Annotated in this window: 8 protein-coding genes, 6 tRNA genes and 9 rRNA genes; 20 read left to right on the top strand and 3 right to left on the bottom strand. The window is 54.8% G+C overall.

Annotation, left to right across the window (positions count from 1 at the left end; all coding sequences use genetic code 11):
• Positions 1 to 91: 91 nt before the first annotated feature.
• Complete coding sequence (gene apaG, locus NRS07_RS04055) at positions 92 to 466, top strand: Co2+/Mg2+ efflux protein ApaG (protein ID WP_259211381.1); 375 nt, start codon at positions 92 to 94, stop codon at positions 464 to 466.
• Between the two features lie 37 nt (positions 467 to 503).
• Here the strand turns inward: apaG and NRS07_RS04060 are convergent, their stop codons facing one another.
• Entirely contained in the window at positions 504 to 644 is a 141-nt protein-coding gene (locus tag NRS07_RS04060; RefSeq protein ID WP_259211382.1) for a hypothetical protein, read from the bottom strand.
• A gap of 13 nt (positions 645 to 657) precedes the next feature.
• On the opposite strand from NRS07_RS04060, the gene NRS07_RS04065 reads away from it, so the two are divergent.
• The 14 genes from NRS07_RS04065 (at position 658) to NRS07_RS04130 (ending at position 17562) form a co-directional block, all read left to right on the top strand.
• Complete coding sequence (locus NRS07_RS04065) at positions 658 to 1881, top strand: murein transglycosylase A (RefSeq protein ID WP_259211383.1); 1224 nt, start codon at positions 658 to 660, stop codon at positions 1879 to 1881.
• A 99-nt stretch (positions 1882 to 1980) separates the two neighbouring features.
• On the top strand, positions 1981 to 2760 hold the full coding sequence (locus tag NRS07_RS04070; protein WP_259211384.1) for an enoyl-CoA hydratase: 780 nt from the start codon (positions 1981 to 1983) through the stop codon (positions 2758 to 2760).
• Between the two features lie 483 nt (positions 2761 to 3243).
• Positions 3244 to 4776 (top strand): 16S ribosomal RNA (locus NRS07_RS04075).
• 75 nt (positions 4777 to 4851) lie between these two features.
• Positions 4852 to 4928: transfer RNA gene (locus NRS07_RS04080), tRNA-Ile, on the top strand.
• A gap of 94 nt (positions 4929 to 5022) precedes the next feature.
• Positions 5023 to 5098: transfer RNA gene (locus tag NRS07_RS04085), tRNA-Ala, on the top strand.
• 216 nt (positions 5099 to 5314) lie between these two features.
• Positions 5315 to 8205: ribosomal RNA gene (locus NRS07_RS04090) — 23S ribosomal RNA — on the top strand.
• 133 nt (positions 8206 to 8338) lie between these two features.
• Positions 8339 to 8451: ribosomal RNA gene (rrf, locus tag NRS07_RS04095) — 5S ribosomal RNA — on the top strand.
• 741 nt (positions 8452 to 9192) lie between these two features.
• Positions 9193 to 10725 (top strand): 16S ribosomal RNA (locus NRS07_RS04100).
• A gap of 75 nt (positions 10726 to 10800) precedes the next feature.
• Positions 10801 to 10877: transfer RNA gene (locus tag NRS07_RS04105), tRNA-Ile, on the top strand.
• 94 nt (positions 10878 to 10971) lie between these two features.
• Positions 10972 to 11047, top strand: a tRNA-Ala gene (locus tag NRS07_RS04110).
• 210 nt (positions 11048 to 11257) lie between these two features.
• Positions 11258 to 14132: ribosomal RNA gene (locus NRS07_RS04115) — 23S ribosomal RNA — on the top strand.
• A gap of 133 nt (positions 14133 to 14265) precedes the next feature.
• Positions 14266 to 14378 (top strand): 5S ribosomal RNA (gene rrf / locus NRS07_RS04120).
• The 16S, 23S and 5S rRNA genes sit together here with 4 tRNA genes alongside, the layout of an rRNA operon.
• A gap of 185 nt (positions 14379 to 14563) precedes the next feature.
• Complete coding sequence (locus NRS07_RS04125) at positions 14564 to 16045, top strand: DUF2868 domain-containing protein (RefSeq protein ID WP_259211385.1); 1482 nt, start codon at positions 14564 to 14566, stop codon at positions 16043 to 16045.
• Positions 16042 to 17562: a DUF3482 domain-containing protein gene (locus NRS07_RS04130; RefSeq protein ID WP_259211386.1), complete on the top strand. Its 1521-nt coding sequence runs from the start codon at positions 16042 to 16044 to the stop codon at positions 17560 to 17562. The genes NRS07_RS04125 and NRS07_RS04130 overlap by 4 nt, the downstream gene beginning before the upstream one ends.
• Here NRS07_RS04130 and NRS07_RS04135 read toward each other — a convergent pair.
• Complete coding sequence (locus NRS07_RS04135) at positions 17537 to 19654, bottom strand: TonB-dependent receptor (RefSeq protein WP_259211387.1); 2118 nt, start codon at positions 19652 to 19654, stop codon at positions 17537 to 17539. The genes NRS07_RS04130 and NRS07_RS04135 overlap by 26 nt on opposite strands.
• A gap of 531 nt (positions 19655 to 20185) precedes the next feature.
• Here NRS07_RS04135 and NRS07_RS04140 point away from each other — a divergent pair.
• The 5 genes from NRS07_RS04140 to rrf (NRS07_RS04160) all read left to right on the top strand — a co-directional run bounded on the left by NRS07_RS04140 (position 20186) and on the right by rrf (NRS07_RS04160) (position 25332).
• Positions 20186 to 21718: ribosomal RNA gene (locus tag NRS07_RS04140) — 16S ribosomal RNA — on the top strand.
• A gap of 90 nt (positions 21719 to 21808) precedes the next feature.
• A tRNA-Ile gene (locus NRS07_RS04145) sits at positions 21809 to 21885 on the top strand.
• A gap of 20 nt (positions 21886 to 21905) precedes the next feature.
• Positions 21906 to 21981, top strand: a tRNA-Ala gene (locus tag NRS07_RS04150).
• Between the two features lie 230 nt (positions 21982 to 22211).
• Positions 22212 to 25086 (top strand): 23S ribosomal RNA (locus tag NRS07_RS04155).
• Positions 25087 to 25219: 133 nt separating this feature from the next.
• Positions 25220 to 25332, top strand: a 5S ribosomal RNA gene (rrf, locus tag NRS07_RS04160).
• 178 nt (positions 25333 to 25510) lie between these two features.
• Here rrf (NRS07_RS04160) and NRS07_RS04165 read toward each other — a convergent pair.
• Positions 25511 to 25912 (bottom strand): DUF2061 domain-containing protein, encoded by a 402-nt coding sequence (locus NRS07_RS04165; protein ID WP_259211388.1) that lies wholly within the window; start codon positions 25910 to 25912, stop codon positions 25511 to 25513.
• Between the last annotated feature and the right edge of the window lie 69 nt (positions 25913 to 25981).

A 25981-nucleotide genomic window follows, 5' to 3' on the forward strand; every position in this document is an offset into this window, starting at 1 on the left:
GAGTATGATTGTCGTTTGCGCCACACCGGCACGCCGGCTCGACAGCCGTGCGTTTTTAACTTTCGCATTGACGATCAAGCAAGGAACTACCATGTCCGCCTACCAATTCGCTGTCTCTGTCAGGACCCAGCACCTGCCGGAACAGTCCAAACCGGACCGCGACCAGTTCGTGTTCAGCTACACCATCACGATCAAGAACACCGGCACCGTTCCCGCCCAGCTCATTTCGCGCCACTGGGTGATCACCGATGCCAATAACACCGTGCAGGAAGTCAGCGGCCTGGGTGTCGTCGGCCACCAGCCGCTGCTCAAGCCCGGCGAAGAGTTCGAATACACCAGCGGCACCCAGATGGCGACCGCGCAGGGCTCGATGTATGGCGAATATTTCTGCGTCGCCGAAGATGGCCACCGGTTCGAAGTTCAGGTTCCCGAATTCGTGCTGTCGCTGCCGCATGCGCTGCACTGAATTTGGCCGCGCAGTCTGGCTGCCATGATGGCGACGATCATGGCTGTTTGTCGGCGTCCTGATCTTTCTGCGTTGGCTCGTCATGGGGAGCGTCCTTGCGTCCGGCGAACATCGTCCACCAGACGATAAAGACGAGCAGGAACAGTGCAACGCCGGCTTCCACCATCAAGATCCACATATCGGTTATTCCCATGCCATCAATACGCCGCAGTGTAACCGCTTCGCTTGTCCTCGTCGCCTTTTTGGCGGCCTGCTCGACCGAGCCGCCGCAGCCTGGTGCGCAGCCGCCGCAAGCGCTGGATCCGGCCGCGCCCGTGCGCATGCCGGCGCCGGTGGGGCCGGTGTATGTGCCCGAGCAGCCACAGCCCCCGGCGCCCTTGATGACACCAACGGTCTTTAGCGCGCTGCCGGGCTGGCAGCAAGACGACCTGCGCCAGGCCTGGCCGGCGTTCTTGCAGTCTTGCCGGGCGATCGGGAAGAAGCTCGACTGGCGCGAGGTGTGCGCCGCGGCGCGGCGCGTCGACGCCGCCGATGCCGCTGCGGTACGCCGCTTCTTCGAGGCGAATTTCGTGCCGAACCTGGTGCGCAGCCCCGACGGTGCGGACACCGGCTTAATTACCGGATACTACGAGGCCATGCTGTATGGCTCGCGCAAGCGCGGCGGTGTGTACCAGACCCCGCTCTACCGCGTCCCGCCCGATCTGCTGACCGTGGACCTGGGCAGCGTCTATCCGCAACTTAAGAACATGCGCCTGCGCGGACGCTTGTCCGGCAAGACCGTGGTGCCGTACAGCACCCGCACCGAGATTGCTCGCGCGCCGCTGGCAGGCAAGGAACTGTTGTGGGTGAGCGATCCGGTCGAAGCATTCTTCCTTGAGGTGCAGGGCTCGGGCCGGGTGCAACTAGACTCGGGCGACACCGTGCGCGTGGCTTATGCCGACCAGAATGGCCATCCGTATAAAACCATCGGCCGCTGGCTGGTGGAGCAGGGCGAGTTGACCGTCGAGCAATCGACCGCCCAGGGCATTCGTGCCTGGATCGCCGCCAATCCGGGCCGCCGCCAGGAGCTGTTCAATGTTAATCCCAGCTATATCTTCTTCCGGGAAGAAAAGCTGCCGGATCCATCGCTCGGCCCGAAAGGCGCGCTGGGCGTGCCGCTCACTCCTGGCCGGTCGGTGGCGATCGACCCGACCATCCTTCCCCTCGGCGCACCCTTGTTCCTGGCGACGACCGAGGCTGGCAGCGAGTCGCCGATGCGGCGCCTGATGATGGCGCAAGATACCGGCGGCGCGATTCGTGGTGCCGTACGGGCCGACTTCTTCTACGGCTTCGGTCCGGATGCGATGGACAAGGCAGGCAAAATGAAGCAGCGCGGGACGCTCTGGGTGCTGCTGCCGCGCGCTGCGGCCAACTGAGAAGCGCCGCCCAAGTTAGCCGGCTTGTGTTCGGCGCTGGCCGAGACGTTACAATCGCCGTCCAAACTCCACTCCATCTAACTAACAAGAGGATGCCACATGGAATACGCAGATCTGCTCATTGAACAGCACGGCAAGGTTGTCGTGATCCGCCTGAACCGCCCTAAAGCAATGAATGCGCTGAACGACAACATGATGAACGAGCTGGGCGACGCATTGCGCAGCTTCGACGCCGATCCGGCAATCAATGTGATTGTCCTGACCGGCAGCGAGAAGGCATTCGCGGCAGGCGCCGATATCGCTGCGATGGCAAATTACACCTATACGGCAGATACGTATCCAGGCAACTATATCGGCCGCAATTGGGAGCACATCCTCAATATCCGCAAACCGGTGCTCGGAGTGGTGTCGGGCTACTGCCTGGGTGGTGGCTGCGAACTGGCCATGATGTGCGACTTCCTGATCGCGGCAGACAATGCCAAGTTCGGTCAGCCAGAGATCAAGGTTGGCGTGACCCCGGGCGCAGGCGGCACCCAGCGTCTGCCACGGGCAATTTCAAAGTCGAAGGCCATGGATATGCTGCTTACTACCCGCATGATCGATGCGGCCGAAGCCGAGCGCACGGGCTTGGTGTCGCGCGTGTATCCGGCTGATAGTGTCATGGAAGAATCGCTGAAGGTGGCCCAAAGCATTGCTGACATGCCTGTGTCGGTTGCTATGCAGATCAAGGATTGCGTTAACCAGGCTTACCAGATGCCGTTGGCCGAAGGCGTGCGCTATGAGCGTCGTTACTTCCACGCAGGTTTCGGCACCCCGGCACAAAAAGAGGGCATGTCGGCCTTTCTTGAAAAGCGCAAGCCGAATTTCGACGGACTCTAAGCTGACATTCAGCCTGGCGGCGAAAAAACAACATGCGAAATGCCTTGCGTATCGCCGCTCTGGTTGCTATAGTTCGCCTCCGCTTCGGGACACTCGGCAGTAAATGCTGATGTGGGGACTGAAAAACGTTAACGTAATCAACTAGTTACGATAACAAAGTCCGCAGGGAAATCTGCAACGAAGCGAACGAAGGGGTTGACGAGAAACGCGAAACACTGCATACTCTCTTTCCTCTGCTGCTGACGAACACAACGCTTCGTCAAATGCAGCAAGGCAGTACCGAACAAAGTTCTTTAAAAATTTACAGTCGATAAGTGTGGGCGTTTGATGAAGGTGCCAGGGACTTCGGTTCTTGATTACTTAAATTATCAAATGTTCACAAAAAAGAAATAGCGTTGTCTCAGCAATGAGATGACGGTCAGTATTTTGAGTGAGCGACCCGTCTGCAAGGACGGAGACAGAAATGTCTATTAAACAGAGATTAAACTGAAGAGTTTGATCCTGGCTCAGATTGAACGCTGGCGGCATGCTTTACACATGCAAGTCGAACGGCAGCGCGGGGCAACCTGGCGGCGAGTGGCGAACGGGTGAGTAATATATCGGAACGTACCCAAGAGTGGGGGATAACGTAGCGAAAGTTACGCTAATACCGCATACGATCTAAGGATGAAAGCAGGGGACCTTCGGGCCTTGTGCTCCTGGAGCGGCCGATATCTGATTAGCTAGTTGGTAGGGTAAAGGCCTACCAAGGCTACGATCAGTAGCTGGTCTGAGAGGACGACCAGCCACACTGGAACTGAGACACGGTCCAGACTCCTACGGGAGGCAGCAGTGGGGAATTTTGGACAATGGGCGCAAGCCTGATCCAGCAATGCCGCGTGAGTGAAGAAGGCCTTCGGGTTGTAAAGCTCTTTTGTCAGGGAAGAAACGGCTGAGGATAATACCCTTGGCTAATGACGGTACCTGAAGAATAAGCACCGGCTAACTACGTGCCAGCAGCCGCGGTAATACGTAGGGTGCAAGCGTTAATCGGAATTACTGGGCGTAAAGCGTGCGCAGGCGGTTTTGTAAGTCTGTCGTGAAAGCCCCGGGCTCAACCTGGGAATTGCGATGGAGACTGCAAGGCTTGAATCTGGCAGAGGGGGGTAGAATTCCACGTGTAGCAGTGAAATGCGTAGAGATGTGGAGGAACACCGATGGCGAAGGCAGCCCCCTGGGTCAAGATTGACGCTCATGCACGAAAGCGTGGGGAGCAAACAGGATTAGATACCCTGGTAGTCCACGCCCTAAACGATGTCTACTAGTTGTCGGGTTTTAATTAACTTGGTAACGCAGCTAACGCGTGAAGTAGACCGCCTGGGGAGTACGGTCGCAAGATTAAAACTCAAAGGAATTGACGGGGACCCGCACAAGCGGTGGATGATGTGGATTAATTCGATGCAACGCGAAAAACCTTACCTACCCTTGACATGGTCGGAAGCCCGAAGAGATTTGGGTGTGCTCGAAAGAGAGCCGATACACAGGTGCTGCATGGCTGTCGTCAGCTCGTGTCGTGAGATGTTGGGTTAAGTCCCGCAACGAGCGCAACCCTTGTCATTAGTTGCTACATTTAGTTGAGCACTCTAATGAGACTGCCGGTGACAAACCGGAGGAAGGTGGGGATGACGTCAAGTCCTCATGGCCCTTATGGGTAGGGCTTCACACGTCATACAATGGTACATACAGAGGGCCGCCAACCCGCGAGGGGGAGCTAATCCCAGAAAGTGTATCGTAGTCCGGATTGTAGTCTGCAACTCGACTACATGAAGTTGGAATCGCTAGTAATCGCGGATCAGCATGTCGCGGTGAATACGTTCCCGGGTCTTGTACACACCGCCCGTCACACCATGGGAGCGGGTTTTACCAGAAGTAGGTAGCTTAACCGCAAGGAGGGCGCTTACCACGGTAGGATTCGTGACTGGGGTGAAGTCGTAACAAGGTAGCCGTATCGGAAGGTGCGGCTGGATCACCTCCTTTCTAGAGTAGCACCGGGATAGAACCCATTCATTGAGCGTCCACTCTTATCGACTGTAGAACAAGAACAACAGTGTCGGGGCTGTAGCTCAGCTGGTTAGAGCACCGTGTTGATAACGCGGGGGTCGTTGGTTCGAGTCCAACCAGCCCTACCATCAACGTGGTTGCCTGTAAAAATCATCTGGCTTTGCCAGGGATTTTTACCTGGATCCACAAAAAAGTAGGTTTGTACTTTTTTGTGATGTATTTGGGGGATTAGCTCAGCTGGGAGAGCACCTGCTTTGCAAGCAGGGGGTCGTCGGTTCGATCCCGTCATCCTCCACCAAAAAGTTCAAACGTAAGCACAGCTGCTTAGGTTTGGTCTTTTCGAGATCACTGTTTTTTCGTTCTTTAACAATCTGGAAGAAGTAAAAGTTTTTTAAGCGTGTGCGACAGCACATGCTTAGGGTAGCAATACAGTATCAACAAACATGCAACAAGTTGTACTCTTGATTTTCCATAACGATCCCTGGTTAGTGATAAGCAGGGGCCAACGTTATAGGGACAAGCGAATAAGTGCACATGGTGGATGCCTTGGCGATTACAGGCGATGAAGGACGTAGTAGCTTGCGATAAGCTGCGGGGAGCGAGCAAACACGCATTGATCCGCAGATTTCCGAATGGGGAAACCCGGCCTTTATGGTCATTGCATACTGAATACATAGGTATGCAAAGCGAACGCGGCGAACTGAAACATCTAAGTAGCTGCAGGAAAAGAAATCAACCGAGATTCCCAAAGTAGTGGCGAGCGAAATGGGATGAGCCTGTACGTGATAGTCGATTGGATAGTGGAACAACCTGGAAATGTTGGCCATAGAGGGTGATAGCCCCTTACACGAAATTCAAACGGTGATACTAAGCGTACGACAAGTAGGGCGGGACACGAGAAATCCTGTCTGAACATGGGGGGACCATCCTCCAAGGCTAAATACTCGTAATCGACCGATAGTGAACCAGTACCGTGAGGGAAAGGCGAAAAGAACCCCGGGAGGGGAGTGAAATAGATCCTGAAACCGTGTGCATACAAACAGTAGGAGCGGACTTGTTCCGTGACTGCGTACCTTTTGTATAATGGGTCAGCGACTTACATTCAGTGGCGAGGTTAACCGAATAGGGGAGCCGTAGAGAAATCGAGTCCGAACAGGGCGACAGTCGCTGGGTGTAGACCCGAAACCAAGTGATCTACCCATGGCCAGGATGAAGGTGCGGTAACACGCCCTGGAGGTCCGAACCCACTAATGTTGAAAAATTAGGGGATGAGCTGTGGGTAGGGGTGAAAGGCTAAACAAACTTGGAAATAGCTGGTTCTCTCCGAAAACTATTTAGGTAGTGCCTCAAGTATCACCATCGGGGGTAGAGCACTGTTATGGCTAGGGGCTCATTGCGAGTTACCAAACCATTGCAAACTCCGAATACCGATGAGTGCGAGCTTGGGAGACAGACGTCGGGTGCTAACGTCCGGCGTCAAGAGGGAAACAACCCAGACCGCCAGCTAAGGTCCCAAAGATTGGCTAAGTGGAAAACGAAGTGGGAAGGCTAAAACAGTCAGGATGTTGGCTTAGAAGCAGCCATCATTTAAAGAAAGCGTAATAGCTCACTGATCGAGTCGTCCTGCGCGGAAGATGTAACGGGGCTAAGCCAGTCACCGAAGCTGCGGATATGTTTCTTAGTATTTATACTTCGATCCATATGGTAGGAGAGCGTTCTGTAAGCCTGCGAAGGTGAGGTGTGAACCTTGCTGGAGGTATCAGAAGTGCGAATGCTGACATGAGTAGCGATAATGGGGGTGAAAAGCCTCCACGCCGTAAGCCCAAGGTTTCCTGTTCAACGTTCATCGGAGCAGGGTGAGTCGGCCCCTAAGGCGAGGCAGAGATGCGTAGCTGATGGGAAGCAGGTTAATATTCCTGCACCGTCGTATGATGCGATGGGGGGACGGATCGCGGAAGGTTGTCTAGCTGTTGGAATAGCTAGTTTTTGACTCATAGAAGGCGCTTAGGCAAATCCGGGCGCGGAATTCAAGGGGTCGAGACGAGGAACTTAGGTTCTGAAGCAATCGGAAGTGGTTCCAAGAAAAGCCTCTAAGCTTCAGTCATACGAGACCGTACCGCAAACCGACACAGGTGGGCGAGATGAGTATTCTAAGGCGCTTGAGAGAACTCGGGAGAAGGAACTCGGCAAATTGGTACCGTAACTTCGGGAAAAGGTACGCCCTTGTAGTTTGACCACTTTACTGTGGAAGGATGAACGGGTTGCAATAAACTGGTGGCTGCGACTGTTTAATAAAAACACAGCACTCTGCAAACACGAAAGTGGACGTATAGGGTGTGACGCCTGCCCGGTGCTGGAAGATTAAATGATGGGGTGCAAGCTCTTGATTGAAGTCCCAGTAAACGGCGGCCGTAACTATAACGGTCCTAAGGTAGCGAAATTCCTTGTCGGGTAAGTTCCGACCTGCACGAATGGCGTAACGATGGCCACACTGTCTCCTCCCGAGACTCAGCGAAGTTGAAATGTTTGTGATGATGCAATCTACCCGCGGCTAGACGGAAAGACCCCATGAACCTTTACTGTAGCTTTGCATTGGACTTTGAACCAATCTGTGTAGGATAGGTGGGAGGCTTTGAAGCGGACACGCCAGTGTTCGTGGAGCCATCCTTGAAATACCACCCTGGTTTGTTTGAGGTTCTAACCTTGGTCCGTTATCCGGATCGGGGACAGTGCATGGTAGGCAGTTTGACTGGGGCGGTCTCCTCCTAAAGCGTAACGGAGGAGTTCGAAGGTACGCTAATTACGGTCGGACATCGTGATGATAGTGCAATGGCATAAGCGTGCTTAACTGCGAGACCGACAAGTCGAGCAGGTACGAAAGTAGGACATAGTGATCCGGTGGTTCTGTATGGAAGGGCCATCGCTCAACGGATAAAAGGTACTCTGGGGATAACAGGCTGATTCCTCCCAAGAGTTCATATCGACGGGGGAGTTTGGCACCTCGATGTCGGCTCATCACATCCTGGGGCTGTAGCCGGTCCCAAGGGTATGGCTGTTCGCCATTTAAAGTGGTACGTGAGCTGGGTTTAAAACGTCGTGAGACAGTTTGGTCCCTATCTGCCGTGGGCGTTGGAAATTTGAAGGGGGCTGCTCCTAGTACGAGAGGACCGGAGTGGACGAACCTCTGGTGTACCGGTTGTCACGCCAGTGGCATTGCCGGGTAGCTAAGTTCGGAAGAGATAACCGCTGAAAGCATCTAAGCGGGAAACTTGCCTTGAGATGAGATTTCCCGGAGCCTTGAGCTCCTTGAAGGGTCGTTCGAGACCAGGACGTTGATAGGCTGGGTGTGGAAGTGCAGTAATGCATTAAGCTAACCAGTACTAATTGCCCGTACGGCTTGTCCCTATAACCTTGGTAGGTATATAGATAAGTCGAGAATACAGCGCACGTTTGTTGATACTCGCTACCCAATACAACAATTACTTCTTCCAGATTCAGAGATTTTTGCCACTTGGCAAAAACCTCGTACAAGTCAAAGCCTGATGACCATAGCAAGTCGGTCCCACCCCTTCCCATCCCGAACAGGACCGTGAAACGACTTTGCGCCGATGATAGTGCTGCAACCAGTGTGAAAGTAGGTTATCGTCAGGCTAGTTATAAGCAAAACCCCACAGAGTGATCTCTGTGGGGTTTTTTGCGTTTGGGCGTCGGCCCGCGTCAGCGCGCTGGTAGCTTGACGGTATCCTGGTGGCCGTGGCTCGTTCCGAAAACGACACGCTGCGTATCATCGGAGACACGGCGAATGCCCGGCGCTCCGACATGGCGCTCCAGGCGAGGCAATCGCCATATGCAGTGCCACCTGACTTGGTTTCTTCGCTACGACTGCCATAAAGTTCTCTCATCAACATGAGAGATCAGAACTCGCGGCAGCTCATAGATGAGGTAGATTGTTCCTTATTATCCAATCTATTTTCACTATGAAGATGAGCGGCATCCACTTGAGGCAGATTTTAGTGCTTGCGATGGCGGTGAGTATTTGCTATAGTTCTGCTCCTCCGACGCACACGCAGCTTCACGGCAGCGATAGCGAAGGAAACGAAGGGGTTGACGAGAAACGCGAAACACTGCATACTCTCGCTTCTCTGCTGCTGACGAACACAACGCTTCGTCAAATGCGGCAAGGCAGTACCGAATACAGTTCTTTAAAAATTTACAGTCGATAAGTGTGGGCGTTTGATGAAGGTGCCAAGGACTTCGGTTCTTGATTACTTAAATTATCAAATGTTCACAAAAAAGAAATAGCGTTGTCTCAGCAATGAGATGGCGGTCAGTATTTTGAGTGAGCGACCCGTCTGCAAGGACGGAGACAGAAATGTCTATTAAACAGAGATTAAACTGAAGAGTTTGATCCTGGCTCAGATTGAACGCTGGCGGCATGCTTTACACATGCAAGTCGAACGGCAGCGCGGGGCAACCTGGCGGCGAGTGGCGAACGGGTGAGTAATATATCGGAACGTACCCAAGAGTGGGGGATAACGTAGCGAAAGTTACGCTAATACCGCATACGATCTAAGGATGAAAGCAGGGGACCTTCGGGCCTTGTGCTCCTGGAGCGGCCGATATCTGATTAGCTAGTTGGTAGGGTAAAGGCCTACCAAGGCTACGATCAGTAGCTGGTCTGAGAGGACGACCAGCCACACTGGAACTGAGACACGGTCCAGACTCCTACGGGAGGCAGCAGTGGGGAATTTTGGACAATGGGCGCAAGCCTGATCCAGCAATGCCGCGTGAGTGAAGAAGGCCTTCGGGTTGTAAAGCTCTTTTGTCAGGGAAGAAACGGCTGAGGATAATACCCTTGGCTAATGACGGTACCTGAAGAATAAGCACCGGCTAACTACGTGCCAGCAGCCGCGGTAATACGTAGGGTGCAAGCGTTAATCGGAATTACTGGGCGTAAAGCGTGCGCAGGCGGTTTTGTAAGTCTGTCGTGAAAGCCCCGGGCTCAACCTGGGAATTGCGATGGAGACTGCAAGGCTTGAATCTGGCAGAGGGGGGTAGAATTCCACGTGTAGCAGTGAAATGCGTAGAGATGTGGAGGAACACCGATGGCGAAGGCAGCCCCCTGGGTCAAGATTGACGCTCATGCACGAAAGCGTGGGGAGCAAACAGGATTAGATACCCTGGTAGTCCACGCCCTAAACGATGTCTACTAGTTGTCGGGTTTTAATTAACTTGGTAACGCAGCTAACGCGTGAAGTAGACCGCCTGGGGAGTACGGTCGCAAGATTAAAACTCAAAGGAATTGACGGGGACCCGCACAAGCGGTGGATGATGTGGATTAATTCGATGCAACGCGAAAAACCTTACCTACCCTTGACATGGTCGGAAGCCCGAAGAGATTTGGGTGTGCTCGAAAGAGAGCCGATACACAGGTGCTGCATGGCTGTCGTCAGCTCGTGTCGTGAGATGTTGGGTTAAGTCCCGCAACGAGCGCAACCCTTGTCATTAGTTGCTACATTTAGTTGAGCACTCTAATGAGACTGCCGGTGACAAACCGGAGGAAGGTGGGGATGACGTCAAGTCCTCATGGCCCTTATGGGTAGGGCTTCACACGTCATACAATGGTACATACAGAGGGCCGCCAACCCGCGAGGGGGAGCTAATCCCAGAAAGTGTATCGTAGTCCGGATTGTAGTCTGCAACTCGACTACATGAAGTTGGAATCGCTAGTAATCGCGGATCAGCATGTCGCGGTGAATACGTTCCCGGGTCTTGTACACACCGCCCGTCACACCATGGGAGCGGGTTTTACCAGAAGTAGGTAGCTTAACCGCAAGGAGGGCGCTTACCACGGTAGGATTCGTGACTGGGGTGAAGTCGTAACAAGGTAGCCGTATCGGAAGGTGCGGCTGGATCACCTCCTTTCTAGAGTAGCACCGGGTTAGAACCCATTCATTGAGCGTCCACTCTTATCGACTGTAGAACAAGAACAACAGTGTCGGGGCTGTAGCTCAGCTGGTTAGAGCACCGTGTTGATAACGCGGGGGTCGTTGGTTCGAGTCCAACCAGCCCTACCATCAACGTGGTTGCCTGTAAAAATCATCTGGCTTTGCCAGGGATTTTTACCTGGATCCACAAAAAAGTAGGTTTGTACTTTTTTGTGATGTATTTGGGGGATTAGCTCAGCTGGGAGAGCACCTGCTTTGCAAGCAGGGGGTCGTCGGTTCGATCCCGTCATCCTCCACCAAAAAGTTCAAACGTAAGCACAGCTGCTTAGGTTTGGTCTTTTCGAGATCACTGTTTTTTCGTTCTTTAACAATCTGGAAGAAGTAAAAGTTTTTTAAGCGTGTGCGACAGCACATGCTTAGGGTAGCAATACAGTATCAACAAACATGCAACAAGCTGTACTCTTGATTTTCTATAACGATCCCTGTGTCAGCAGGGGCCAACGTTATAGGGACAAGCGAATAAGTGCACATGGTGGATGCCTTGGCGATTACAGGCGATGAAGGACGTAGTAGCTTGCGATAAGCTGCGGGGAGCGAGCAAACACGCATTGATCCGCAGATTTCCGAATGGGGAAACCCGGCCTTTATGGTCATTGCATACTGAATACATAGGTATGCAAAGCGAACGCGGCGAACTGAAACATCTAAGTAGCTGCAGGAAAAGAAATCAACCGAGATTCCCAAAGTAGTGGCGAGCGAAATGGGATGAGCCTGTACGTGATAGTCGATTGGATAGTGGAACAACCTGGAAATGTTGGCCATAGAGGGTGATAGCCCCTTACACGAAATTCAAACGGTGATACTAAGCGTACGACAAGTAGGGCGGGACACGAGAAATCCTGTCTGAACATGGGGGGACCATCCTCCAAGGCTAAATACTCGTAATCGACCGATAGTGAACCAGTACCGTGAGGGAAAGGCGAAAAGAACCCCGGGAGGGGAGTGAAATAGATCCTGAAACCGTGTGCATACAAACAGTAGGAGCGGACTTGTTCCGTGACTGCGTACCTTTTGTATAATGGGTCAGCGACTTACATTCAGTGGCGAGGTTAACCGAATAGGGGAGCCGTAGAGAAATCGAGTCCGAACAGGGCGACAGTCGCTGGGTGTAGACCCGAAACCAAGTGATCTACCCATGGCCAGGATGAAGGTGCGGTAACACGCCCTGGAGGTCCGAACCCACTAATGTTGAAAAATTAGGGGATGAGCTGTGGGTAGGGGTGAAAGGCTAAACAAACTTGGAAATAGCTGGTTCTCTCCGAAAACTATTTAGGTAGTGCCTCAAGTATCACCATCGGGGGTAGAGCACTGTTATGGCTAGGGGCTCATTGCGAGTTACCAAACCATTGCAAACTCCGAATACCGATGAGTGCGAGCTTGGGAGACAGACGTCGGGTGCTAACGTCCGGCGTCAAGAGGGAAACAACCCAGACCGCCAGCTAAGGTCCCAAAGATTGGCTAAGTGGAAAACGAAGTGGGAAGGCTAAAACAGTCAGGATGTTGGCTTAGAAGCAGCCATCATTTAAAGAAAGCGTAATAGCTCACTGATCGAGTCGTCCTGCGCGGAAGATGTAACGGGGCTAAGCCAGTCACCGAAGCTGCGGATATCCTTTATTGGATATGGTAGGAGAGCGTTCTGTAAGCCTGCGAAGGTGAGGTGTGAACCTTGCTGGAGGTATCAGAAGTGCGAATGCTGACATGAGTAGCGATAATGGGGGTGAAAAGCCTCCACGCCGTAAGCCCAAGGTTTCCTGTTCAACGTTCATCGGAGCAGGGTGAGTCGGCCCCTAAGGCGAGGCAGAGATGCGTAGCTGATGGGAAGCAGGTTAATATTCCTGCACCGTCGTATGATGCGATGGGGGGACGGATCGCGGAAGGTTGTCTAGCTGTTGGAATAGCTAGTTTTTGACTCATAGAAGGCGCTTAGGCAAATCCGGGCGCGGAATTCAAGGGGTTGAGACGAGGAACTTAGGTTCTGAAGCAATCGGAAGTGGTTCCAAGAAAAGCCTCTAAGCTTCAGTCATACGAGACCGTACCGCAAACCGACACAGGTGGGCGAGATGAGTATTCTAAGGCGCTTGAGAGAACTCGGGAGAAGGAACTCGGCAAATTGGTACCGTAACTTCGGGAAAAGGTACGCCCTTGTAGTTTGACCACTTTACTGTGGAAGGATGAACGGGTTGCAATAAACTGGTGGCTGCGACTGTTTAATAAAAACACAGCACTCTGCAAACACGAAAGTGGACGTATAGGGTGTGACGCCTGCCCGGTGCTGGAAGATTAAATGATGGGGTGCAAGCTCTTGATTGAAGTCCCAGTAAACGGCGGCCGTAACTATAACGGTCCTAAGGTAGCGAAATTCCTTGTCGGGTAAGTTCCGACCTGCACGAATGGCGTAACGATGGCCACACTGTCTCCTCCCGAGACTCAGCGAAGTTGAAATGTTTGTGATGATGCAATCTACCCGCGGCTAGACGGAAAGACCCCATGAACCTTTACTGTAGCTTTGCATTGGACTTTGAACCAATCTGTGTAGGATAGGTGGGAGGCTTTGAAGCGGACACGCCAGTGTTCGTGGAGCCATCCTTGAAATACCACCCTGGTTTGTTTGAGGTTCTAACCTTGGTCCGTTATCCGGATCGGGGACAGTGCATGGTAGGCAGTTTGACTGGGGCGGTCTCCTCCTAAAGCGTAACGGAGGAGTTCGAAGGTACGCTAATTACGGTCGGACATCGTGATGATAGTGCAATGGCATAAGCGTGCTTAACTGCGAGACCGACAAGTCGAGCAGGTACGAAAGTAGGACATAGTGATCCGGTGGTTCTGTATGGAAGGGCCATCGCTCAACGGATAAAAGGTACTCTGGGGATAACAGGCTGATTCCTCCCAAGAGTTCATATCGACGGGGGAGTTTGGCACCTCGATGTCGGCTCATCACATCCTGGGGCTGTAGCCGGTCCCAAGGGTATGGCTGTTCGCCATTTAAAGTGGTACGTGAGCTGGGTTTAAAACGTCGTGAGACAGTTTGGTCCCTATCTGCCGTGGGCGTTGGAAATTTGAAGGGGGCTGCTCCTAGTACGAGAGGACCGGAGTGGACGAACCTCTGGTGTACCGGTTGTCACGCCAGTGGCATTGCCGGGTAGCTAAGTTCGGAAGAGATAACCGCTGAAAGCATCTAAGCGGGAAACTTGCCTTGAGATGAGATTTCCCGGAGCCTTGAGCTCCTTGAAGGGTCGTTCGAGACCAGGACGTTGATAGGCTGGGTGTGGAAGTGCAGTAATGCATTAAGCTAACCAGTACTAATTGCCCGTACGGCTTGTCCCTATAACCTTGGTAGGTATATAGATAAGTCGAGAATACAGCGCACGTTTGTTGATACTCGCTACCCAATACAACAATTACTTCTTCCAGATTCAGAGATTTTTGCCACTTGGCAAAAACCTCGTACAAGTCAAAGCCTGATGACCATAGCAAGTCGGTCCCACCCCTTCCCATCCCGAACAGGACCGTGAAACGACTTTGCGCCGATGATAGTGCTGCAACCAGTGTGAAAGTAGGTTATCGTCAGGCTAGTTATAAGCAAAACCCCACAGAGTGATCTCTGTGGGGTTTTTTGCGTTTGGGCGTGCCGGCACCCTTGCGGCGCGCAGGTTGCCATCCAGGGGGGGGGGGCGTACACGCGGTACTGCCTGGCGCTCGGAACTCGGGCACAATGTAGTTCTTGGCATTGCTATTTAAACCACGACAGGAAAAGCATGAACGAAGAGATTGCCCGCAACGTTGTCCTGGTGCGCGCCATCGAGTCTGCGGACACGAATCACGAGGTCTTGAGTGACGACGACCGCAAGTACGCGAGCCGCAGTGCGAAAGAACTGGCCGCTTGGCAGGCCGCAGATAGCAAGACTGCGGTCACCTCCCATCACTTTCTGGAACAACGCTCCGAGCAGATCCTGAAACGCCTCGGCGAGCGTACGCCTGCATTTGCTACTTTCGCCCGGCGCAAGCCTGGCCTGTCCGGGATCTGGCTGGCTCTGCCTTTCCTGGCCTTTTTGAGCGGCGCCGCCATTGACCGGATCGCTGACCCGCACCGCGTCGACCTGCTGTCTGCCCCCTTCCTGTTGATCATCGCATGGAATCTGGTGGTTTTCCTGGGCATGCTGGTATGGGCGCTGATTCCCGGCAAGCGCCGTAGTTGGGCGGGCCCGAACCTGCTCAAGCGGCTCAGTGTTGGCAAGGCGGTCGTTCCACGCAAGTTGCCGGCACCGCTATCGGCGGGATTGGCCGCATTCATGGTGGATTGGGCGTCGCTGAGCGAACCGCTCGCGCGCGCGCGCCTTGGCCGCACCGTGCACCTGTCGGCCGCCTGTTTCGCCCTTGGCGCCATTGCGTCGCTATACGCGCGCGGCCTGTTGACGCAATACGTGGTGGGATGGGAGAGCACCTTCCTCGACAGCCGTGACGTCCACACCTTGCTGTCCTGGCTGTTCATGCCGGCGATGAGCGTGTTTCACTTCCTGCAAGGGTTCTCGCTGGCCGAGATCGAGCTTCTACGCTTCGGCCGTGGCGTCTCGGCACCGAGCGGCGAACGCTGGGTCCACCTGTATGGCGCGACCTTGCTGCTACTGGTTGTCTTGCCACGCCTGATTTTGGCCGGCGCCGCCGCCTGGCGCGCGCATCGCCTGTCACGCCACTTCCCGATTGACCTCGACCAGCCATATTTTCGTAAGCTTGCCGATGGCGTTGGCGCCGGTACGCCCGCGCTCCTGCGTGTCTTCCCCTACAGTTACACCCTTGACGAAGCGCGCGACCGCGGCTTGTGGAGCATCGCCGCCGCCGCGCTCGGGGCCCAGGCCCGCGTCCAGCTGCGTCCGACAATCAGCTATGGCATCGATGCTGGCGAAGCGCTGCATGAAGCGGCGCTGGATGATCCTGCCGTCACCGTGACCGCAGTATTGTTCAGTCTTGCGGCAACACCAGAAAAAGAAAACCATGGCGCCATCCTCGATTACCTGGCAAAGAGGGTAAAGCGCGGCGTCGCGGTGCTGGTCGACGAGTCGGCCTTTGTCGAGCGTACCGGCGCGCAGCCCGAAGACGCGACCCGCCTGGCCGAACGGGTTGCGCTGTGGCGCCAGTTCTGCAGTTTTCATGGTACGTCGGCCACCTTCGTGAACCTGGTTCAGCCGGATAAATACCCGGTCGAACTGGGCGCCGGACTTGCTCTGGCGGAGTTGCGATGATCGAGGCTCCAGTCAAGATACAGTTTGCGCTGGTCTCGCATACCAATAACGGCAAGACCACGCTGGCTCGCACCCTGGTCGGCACCGATGTGGGCGAAGTGCGCGACGCCGCGCACGTGACCCAGTTCGCCGAGGCCCACCTGCTGCAGACCAGCGAAGCGGGCGATACCCTGGTGCTGTGGGATACACCGGGCTTCGGTGATTCGGTCCGACTGCTCAAGCGACTGTCGATGTCGGGTAATCCGATCGGCTGGTTCCTGCGCGAGGTATTCGACCGTTACCGCGACCGTGCATTCTGGCTCAGTCAACAAGCCCTGCGCGCAGCGAAGGAAGAAGCTGACGTCGTGCTCTACCTGGTCAATTCGTCGGAGTCACCGCAGGACGCCGGCTACCTGCCATCCGAGATGAAGATTCTCGAATGGCTCGGCAAGCCGGTCGCCGTGCTGCTCAATCAGATGGGACCACCGCGCGCTGGCACCGAGGAATCGTCCGAACAGGGGCGCTGGAAGCAGCATCTTGCCCAGTTCCCGATCGTGAAAGACGTGCTGCCGCTCGATGCCTTCGCGCGTTGCTGGGTCCACGAGCATGTGTTCTACGAAGCGGTCGGCAAGCTGATCGAACCGGGCAAGCATGCCGGCTACGCCCGCGTGCTCGCTGCGTGGGAAGCCGCCAACCAGCGCCGCTATCGCAACGCGCTGCGGTTAGTGGCCGAATTACTGGCCGTCGCCACGCGCGATCGCCAGGAGATCGCAGCCGAGGGAACCGGGCTGGTACGATCAGCGCTGAAGGCAGTCGGTTTGGGCAAGGACGACAAGAAGCGGCAGGAGCTGGCAATGGCAGCATTGGTCCAGCGTCTGAACAACGAAATCGGCACCACCACGGCCCGTATGCTCGCGTTGCATCGGCTCGACCCGGGCGAGGCGGCCGCCATCAATGCGCGGGTACGTGAAAATTTCGCGGTGCGCGCACCGGTTGACAAGACCCAGGCTGGCTTGCTCGGCGCCGTGGTTTCGGGCGCGGCCACCGGCTTGTCGGCCGACCTGATGGCAGGTGGCCTGACGCTGGGCGGCGGCGCGCTGATCGGCGCCGTTGTCGGCGCCTTGACGATGGCGGGCGCGGCCTGGGGGTTCAATGTCGGGACCGACCGCAATGAGCACAGCGTGCAGTTCGCCGATGCGTTTCTGGAGACGCTGCTCATTGGTGGTTTGCTGCGTTATCTGGCAGTGGCCCATTTCGGGCGCGGCCGCGGCAACTATGTCGAGAGCGAGGCCCCCCCGTTCTGGCAGGCCGAAGTCGAGCGCGCCGTGGGTGAGCATGTGCCCGATCTGCCGGCCCTCTGGCGCGCACTGCGCGAGGCGCCAGACCAGGAGGCCGCCATCGCGATCGCGCAGGCTGCCACCGCGCCGGCTGCCGATGCCGTGCTGACGCAGCTGTATCCGTTAGCTGTGCTACCGGCGCCGGCAGTGTCGCCGGCACCGGCGCCAGCGCCCATTACTGAAACTGGTACCGCGCGCTGAACCCAAGCATCCAGTTGCGGCCAGGCGCCGCTTCGTAATAGCGGCGGTTCGCCTCGGCGACAATCACCGAGCCGACGATGTCGCGGTCGAGCAGATTGTTCAGGCGCAGGTACTCCTTGAAATGCCAGCGGCCGGCCTGCTGGCGTGCCTGCAGTCGCGCGTTCAAGACGCCATAACCTGGCGCCGGCACCGCCGCATTGGCATCGTCCGGATGCACCTTGCTGCTGGCCTGAGCCTCAAGGGCGGCATTGATGTTGCCGTCGCGAGTGGCCCATCCCAGCTCGGAAAATACGCTGGCACGTGGTACGCCCGGCAAGCGGTTACCTCGAGGGATCGTGCCGAATCCGTCGTCGTAGATGGCGCGCAGCAGGTTCGCCGCCACCTGCACGTTCCAGCCGGCGCCGAAGGTCGACGCAACCGACAGCTCCATACCCTGGCGCAGCGTGCGGGCAGCATTCCGGTAGCTCGTGCGTCCGCCGTTGGATACCGCGACCACGAGTTCATCGCGGGTGCTGGCCTGGAAAAGGGCGATGTCGGCCCTGGTCTGCGCGCCGAACATCGACTTGGCACCGACCTCCAGGTGCACGCTGCGACTGGGCGAGAGACCGAAATTGAAACCCGCGCCGCTGGCCGAGTAGAACAGTTCGTTGAGCGTTGGCGTTTCGAAGCCGCGCGCCGCGCTCGCGTATACGTTGAGCGAAGGCGAGATCTTGCGCAGCACGCCGATCACTGGCGCGGTGCCGTCGAACGAGGTGCCCCCGCTGTCGTCGCCGTTGGCTACGAAGCGATCATTGACGCCAATCTTCAAACGCGTATGGCGTAATCCGCCGGTCAGTACCCAGGCACCGGATTCCCACTGGGTCTGGACATACGGATCCATGCTGGTCAGGCGATTGTTTTCGTCGCGGCGCAACCTTCCCTTGACGCCGGGCCCAGTACTGTCGAAGTTCTCGAAGCCCTGGCGGGCATCTTCAGAATCGGCATATTCGAGACCAAAGGTCGTGCGCAGCATCCCCGATCCCAGAGTCCGTACGTCCTGCCAGTTGACGTCGACACCGCGAAAATCACGGTCGAAATCGATCACGCCGCCCGAATGGGTCGGCTGTTGCTGAAAGCCGCGCGAGAACGACTGGAACTGGATCACGCGGCGGTTGCCACCATAGGCAGTCACTTGCAGGCGGTGCGGGCCGAAGCGCTGTTGCCAGTTCAGCCCAAGCTGCCGGTGGTCGATGCTCTTGCGGGTGTTATAGCGCTCCGCGAAGGTGCGCTGCGGCGTTTGCGTGTCGGTGGTGTCGATCTCGCCCGCGCGCGGATCGCGCTTGAAGGTCTGCCAGGTCGCGCCAAGTGGATCCTGGGTATCGTCTTGATCAAGCGAATTGGCCACGATCGTCAGCTTGCCGTCACGGTTAGTTGCCATCGTCAGCTTGGCATAGCCCTGGTCGCGCGTCGCCGCACTATGGTCGCGGTAGCCATCGGTCTCGAAACGCGACGCATCGATCACGTAGCCGACCGCGCCGGCCTTGCCTTGCGCATTGACGTCGGTCTTGCGCAGGCCGTCGCTGCCGGCGGTAGTCGACATTTCGACCGCGGGCGCGCCTTCGCCATCGCGCGTGAACAGCTGGATCACGCCGCCGGAATGGTTGCCATACAAGGCCGAGAACGGACCGCGAAGTACTTCGATGCGCTCGGCCATGTCGAGATTGAACGTGGCGGCCTGGCCTTGCCCATCGGGCATGGTCGCCGGTATGCCGTCCGCAATGAGACGAACACCGCGCACGCCAAAGGACGAGCGCGCGCCGAAGCCGCGCGAGGACACCTGCAAATCCTGCGCATAGTTCTGGCGATTCTGGACGACGATCCCCGGAACCGTGACCAGGGACTCAGACAGGTTTACCCGCGGCTGGCCGGCGCCGATGCGCTGCGCATCCACGACACTGACGGCCGCCGGAAGGTCGAAGCTCTCCTGCTCAGTACGGGAACCGGTGACCACGACCACCGATTGCGGGGCGGCAGGGGATTGGGCAAAGGCAGGGCAGGCGAAGCTGACGAGCAGGCCAGCGACGAACGGGACATGGGGGCGAGGGAGGGACATTGGTTAGTGGAGAGTGTGAATAGATTGCCATGATAACGGCAGTGGCGGCGGGAGGTCGTCCGGGAGATTTAATACGTGTGTTTAAAAGTCCTTGCGCGCGGCTGCCAAGCTTTGTTATAGTTCGCCTCCGCTTCGGGACACTCGGCAGTAAATGCTGATGTGGGGACTGAAAAACGTTAACGTAATCAACTAGTTACGATAACAAAGTCCGCAGGGAAATCTGCAACGAAGCGAACGAAGGGGTTGACGAGAAGCGCGAAACACTGCATACTCTCTCTTCTCTGCTGCTGACGAACACAACGCTTCGTCAAGTGCAGCAAGGCAGGTCCGAACAAAGTTCTTTAAAAATTTACAGTCGATAAGTGTGGGCGTTTGATGAAGGTGCCAAGAACTTTGGTTCTTGATTACTTAAATTATCAAATGTTCACAAAAAAGAAATAGCGTTGTCTCAGCAATGAGATGACGGTCAGTATTTTGAGTGAGCGACCCGTCTGCAAGGACGGAGGCAGAAATGTCTATTAAACAGAGATTAAACTGAAGAGTTTGATCCTGGCTCAGATTGAACGCTGGCGGCATGCTTTACACATGCAAGTCGAACGGCAGCGCGGGGCAACCTGGCGGCGAGTGGCGAACGGGTGAGTAATATATCGGAACGTACCCAAGAGTGGGGGATAACGTAGCGAAAGTTACGCTAATACCGCATACGATCTAAGGATGAAAGCAGGGGACCTTCGGGCCTTGTGCTCCTGGAGCGGCCGATATCTGATTAGCTAGTTGGTAGGGTAAAGGCCTACCAAGGCTACGATCAGTAGCTGGTCTGAGAGGACGACCAGCCACACTGGAACTGAGACACGGTCCAGACTCCTACGGGAGGCAGCAGTGGGGAATTTTGGACAATGGGCGCAAGCCTGATCCAGCAATGCCGCGTGAGTGAAGAAGGCCTTCGGGTTGTAAAGCTCTTTTGTCAGGGAAGAAACGGTCGAGGATAATACCCTTGGCTAATGACGGTACCTGAAGAATAAGCACCGGCTAACTACGTGCCAGCAGCCGCGGTAATACGTAGGGTGCAAGCGTTAATCGGAATTACTGGGCGTAAAGCGTGCGCAGGCGGTTTTGTAAGTCTGTCGTGAAAGCCCCGGGCTCAACCTGGGAATTGCGATGGAGACTGCAAGGCTTGAATCTGGCAGAGGGGGGTAGAATTCCACGTGTAGCAGTGAAATGCGTAGAGATGTGGAGGAACACCGATGGCGAAGGCAGCCCCCTGGGTCAAGATTGACGCTCATGCACGAAAGCGTGGGGAGCAAACAGGATTAGATACCCTGGTAGTCCACGCCCTAAACGATGTCTACTAGTTGTCGGGTTTTAATTAACTTGGTAACGCAGCTAACGCGTGAAGTAGACCGCCTGGGGAGTACGGTCGCAAGATTAAAACTCAAAGGAATTGACGGGGACCCGCACAAGCGGTGGATGATGTGGATTAATTCGATGCAACGCGAAAAACCTTACCTACCCTTGACATGGTCGGAAGCCCGAAGAGATTTGGGTGTGCTCGAAAGAGAGCCGATACACAGGTGCTGCATGGCTGTCGTCAGCTCGTGTCGTGAGATGTTGGGTTAAGTCCCGCAACGAGCGCAACCCTTGTCATTAGTTGCTACATTTAGTTGAGCACTCTAATGAGACTGCCGGTGACAAACCGGAGGAAGGTGGGGATGACGTCAAGTCCTCATGGCCCTTATGGGTAGGGCTTCACACGTCATACAATGGTACATACAGAGGGCCGCCAACCCGCGAGGGGGAGCTAATCCCAGAAAGTGTATCGTAGTCCGGATTGTAGTCTGCAACTCGACTACATGAAGTTGGAATCGCTAGTAATCGCGGATCAGCATGTCGCGGTGAATACGTTCCCGGGTCTTGTACACACCGCCCGTCACACCATGGGAGCGGGTTTTACCAGAAGTAGGTAGCTTAACCGCAAGGAGGGCGCTTACCACGGTAGGATTCGTGACTGGGGTGAAGTCGTAACAAGGTAGCCGTATCGGAAGGTGCGGCTGGATCACCTCCTTTCTAGAGTAGCACCGGGATAGAACCCATTCATTGAGCGTCCACTCTTATCGACTGTAATAATTAGAAGAAACAGTAGCAGTGTTCCAAGTCGGGGCTGTAGCTCAGCTGGTTAGAGCACCGTGTTGATAACGCGGGGGTCGTTGGTTCGAGTCCAACCAGCCCTACCATCGCGGTTCAGAAGAATCCTGGGGGATTAGCTCAGCTGGGAGAGCACCTGCTTTGCAAGCAGGGGGTCGTCGGTTCGATCCCGTCATCCTCCACCAATCACTGCCTACATAATTCGAAAGTACAAACGTAAGCATAGATGCTTAGGTTTGATCTTTTAGCGATCAAAGCTGTTTCGTTCTTTAACAATCTGGAAGAAGTAAAAGTTTTTTAAGTGTGTGCGACAGCACATGCTTAGGGTAGCAATACAAGTATCAACAAACATGCAACAAGCTGTACTCTTGATTTTCTATAACGATCCCTGTGTCAGCAGGGGCCAACGTTATAGGGACAAGCGAATAAGTGCACATGGTGGATGCCTTGGCGATTACAGGCGATGAAGGACGTAGTAGCTTGCGATAAGCTGCGGGGAGCGAGCAAACACGCATTGATCCGCAGATTTCCGAATGGGGAAACCCGGCCTTTATGGTCATTGCATACTGAATACATAGGTATGCAAAGCGAACGCGGCGAACTGAAACATCTAAGTAGCTGCAGGAAAAGAAATCAACCGAGATTCCCAAAGTAGTGGCGAGCGAAATGGGATGAGCCTGTACGTGATAGTCGATTGGATAGTGGAACAACCTGGAAATGTTGGCCATAGAGGGTGATAGCCCCTTACACGAAATTCAAACGGTGATACTAAGCGTACGACAAGTAGGGCGGGACACGAGAAATCCTGTCTGAACATGGGGGGACCATCCTCCAAGGCTAAATACTCGTAATCGACCGATAGTGAACCAGTACCGTGAGGGAAAGGCGAAAAGAACCCCGGGAGGGGAGTGAAATAGATCCTGAAACCGTGTGCATACAAACAGTAGGAGCGGACTTGTTCCGTGACTGCGTACCTTTTGTATAATGGGTCAGCGACTTACATTCAGTGGCGAGGTTAACCGAATAGGGGAGCCGTAGAGAAATCGAGTCCGAACAGGGCGACAGTCGCTGGGTGTAGACCCGAAACCAAGTGATCTACCCATGGCCAGGATGAAGGTGCGGTAACACGCCCTGGAGGTCCGAACCCACTAATGTTGAAAAATTAGGGGATGAGCTGTGGGTAGGGGTGAAAGGCTAAACAAACTTGGAAATAGCTGGTTCTCTCCGAAAACTATTTAGGTAGTGCCTCAAGTATCACCATCGGGGGTAGAGCACTGTTATGGCTAGGGGCTCATTGCGAGTTACCAAACCATTGCAAACTCCGAATACCGATGAGTGCGAGCTTGGGAGACAGACGTCGGGTGCTAACGTCCGGCGTCAAGAGGGAAACAACCCAGACCGCCAGCTAAGGTCCCAAAGATTGGCTAAGTGGAAAACGAAGTGGGAAGGCTAAAACAGTCAGGATGTTGGCTTAGAAGCAGCCATCATTTAAAGAAAGCGTAATAGCTCACTGATCGAGTCGTCCTGCGCGGAAGATGTAACGGGGCTAAGCCAGTCACCGAAGCTGCGGATATCCTTTATTGGATATGGTAGGAGAGCGTTCTGTAAGCCTGCGAAGGTGAGGTGTGAACCTTGCTGGAGGTATCAGAAGTGCGAATGCTGACATGAGTAGCGATAATGGGGGTGAAAAGCCTCCACGCCGTAAGCCCAAGGTTTCCTGTTCAACGTTCATCGGAGCAGGGTGAGTCGGCCCCTAAGGCGAGGCAGAGATGCGTAGCTGATGGGAAGCAGGTTAATATTCCTGCACCGTCGTATGATGCGATGGGGGGACGGATCGCGGAAGGTTGTCTAGCTGTTGGAATAGCTAGTTTTTGACTCATAGAAGGCGCTTAGGCAAATCCGGGCGCAGGATTCAAGGGGTTGAGACGAGGAACTTAGGTTCTGAAGCAATCGGAAGTGGTTCCAAGAAAAGCCTCTAAGCTTCAGTCATACGAGACCGTACCGCAAACCGACACAGGTGGGCGAGATGAGTATTCTAAGGCGCTTGAGAGAACTCGGGAGAAGGAACTCGGCAAATTGGTACCGTAACTTCGGGAAAAGGTACGCCCTTGTAGTTTGACCACTTTACTGTGGAAGGATGAACGGGTTGCAATAAACTGGTGGCTGCGACTGTTTAATAAAAACACAGCACTCTGCAAACACGAAAGTGGACGTATAGGGTGTGACGCCTGCCCGGTGCTGGAAGATTAAATGATGGGGTGCAAGCTCTTGATTGAAGTCCCAGTAAACGGCGGCCGTAACTATAACGGTCCTAAGGTAGCGAAATTCCTTGTCGGGTAAGTTCCGACCTGCACGAATGGCGTAACGATGGCCACACTGTCTCCTCCCGAGACTCAGCGAAGTTGAAATGTTTGTGATGATGCAATCTACCCGCGGCTAGACGGAAAGACCCCATGAACCTTTACTGTAGCTTTGCATTGGACTTTGAACCAATCTGTGTAGGATAGGTGGGAGGCTTTGAAGCGGACACGCCAGTGTTCGTGGAGCCATCCTTGAAATACCACCCTGGTTTGTTTGAGGTTCTAACCTTGGTCCGTTATCCGGATCGGGGACAGTGCATGGTAGGCAGTTTGACTGGGGCGGTCTCCTCCTAAAGCGTAACGGAGGAGTTCGAAGGTACGCTAATTACGGTCGGACATCGTGATGATAGTGCAATGGCATAAGCGTGCTTAACTGCGAGACCGACAAGTCGAGCAGGTACGAAAGTAGGACATAGTGATCCGGTGGTTCTGTATGGAAGGGCCATCGCTCAACGGATAAAAGGTACTCTGGGGATAACAGGCTGATTCCTCCCAAGAGTTCATATCGACGGGGGAGTTTGGCACCTCGATGTCGGCTCATCACATCCTGGGGCTGTAGCCGGTCCCAAGGGTATGGCTGTTCGCCATTTAAAGTGGTACGTGAGCTGGGTTTAAAACGTCGTGAGACAGTTTGGTCCCTATCTGCCGTGGGCGTTGGAAATTTGAAGGGGGCTGCTCCTAGTACGAGAGGACCGGAGTGGACGAACCTCTGGTGTACCGGTTGTCACGCCAGTGGCATTGCCGGGTAGCTAAGTTCGGAAGAGATAACCGCTGAAAGCATCTAAGCGGGAAACTTGCCTTGAGATGAGATTTCCCGGAGCCTTGAGCTCCTTGAAGGGTCGTTCGAGACCAGGACGTTGATAGGCTGGGTGTGGAAGTGCAGTAATGCATTAAGCTAACCAGTACTAATTGCCCGTACGGCTTGTCCCTATAACCTTGGTAGGTATATAGATAAGTCGAGAATACAGCGCACGTTTGTTGATACTCGCTACCCAATACAACAATTACTTCTTCCAGATTCAGAGATTTTTGCCACTTGGCAAAAACCTCGTACAAGTCAAAGCCTGATGACCATAGCAAGTCGGTCCCACCCCTTCCCATCCCGAACAGGACCGTGAAACGACTTTGCGCCGATGATAGTGCTGCAACCAGTGTGAAAGTAGGTTATCGTCAGGCTAGTTATAAGCAAAACCCCACAGAGTGATCTCTGTGGGGTTTTTTGCGTTTGGGAACCGGTTCGCGCCAGCGCGCTGGTACTTTGACGGTATATTGGCACGGCGAATGCCCGGCGCTCTGACCGGCAGGCCGGTCAGTCCACAGACGCATTCGCGACGCTTTATACCAATTGCGCTATCTACGCGCAGGTCAACTGGCGCTCTGGCATGGCATCCCAGGCACGGTCAAGCAGCGGCAGCAGGATTACATTGCACACCGGCTCCAGCAATGCAGCCAAACCGCCCAGGGCCGCCGACCCGGTTGTCCCGTATATAACGGCAAAGGCAACTACCGCGTGCAGCGTGACTTGACTCACTTTTTCTGCAGCGAAGATTGCCAGCCGCTCCTGCGCCGACGTCCTGGCTTGCCTGTGGCGTGACCAAATTTTCTGGTGGAAGGGCAGCAACAGTACGTTGATCAAGGGTTCGATGAGGATTGCCATCCCGCCGACTACAACGGACCCAGTCAAGAGATAGGCGATAACGAAGGCAATCGCCATATGCAGTGCCACCTGACTTAGTTTCTTCGTTACGACTGCCATGAAGTTCTCCCATCAACATGGAAGCATCATAATTCGCGGCAACTCATAGATAAAGTAAATTGTTCCTAA

This window comes from Massilia sp. H6 (assembly GCF_024802625.1).
In the GTDB taxonomy this organism is placed as follows: domain Bacteria; phylum Pseudomonadota; class Gammaproteobacteria; order Burkholderiales; family Burkholderiaceae_D; genus Telluria.

Excerpts from the sequence above, each read along its gene's own strand:
- apaG (WP_259211381.1), top strand. The coding sequence starts at position 92 with ATGTCCGCCTACCAATTCGCTGTCTCTGTCAGGACCCAGCACCTGCCG.
- NRS07_RS04060 (WP_259211382.1), bottom strand. The coding sequence starts at position 644 with ATGTGGATCTTGATGGTGGAAGCCGGCGTTGCACTGTTCCTGCTCGTC.
- NRS07_RS04065 (WP_259211383.1), top strand. The coding sequence starts at position 658 with ATGCCATCAATACGCCGCAGTGTAACCGCTTCGCTTGTCCTCGTCGCC.
- NRS07_RS04070 (WP_259211384.1), top strand. The coding sequence starts at position 1,981 with ATGGAATACGCAGATCTGCTCATTGAACAGCACGGCAAGGTTGTCGTG.
- NRS07_RS04125 (WP_259211385.1), top strand. The coding sequence starts at position 14,564 with ATGAACGAAGAGATTGCCCGCAACGTTGTCCTGGTGCGCGCCATCGAG.
- NRS07_RS04130 (WP_259211386.1), top strand. The coding sequence starts at position 16,042 with ATGATCGAGGCTCCAGTCAAGATACAGTTTGCGCTGGTCTCGCATACC.
- NRS07_RS04135 (WP_259211387.1), bottom strand. The coding sequence starts at position 19,654 with ATGTCCCTCCCTCGCCCCCATGTCCCGTTCGTCGCTGGCCTGCTCGTC.
- NRS07_RS04165 (WP_259211388.1), bottom strand. The coding sequence starts at position 25,912 with ATGGCAGTCGTAACGAAGAAACTAAGTCAGGTGGCACTGCATATGGCG.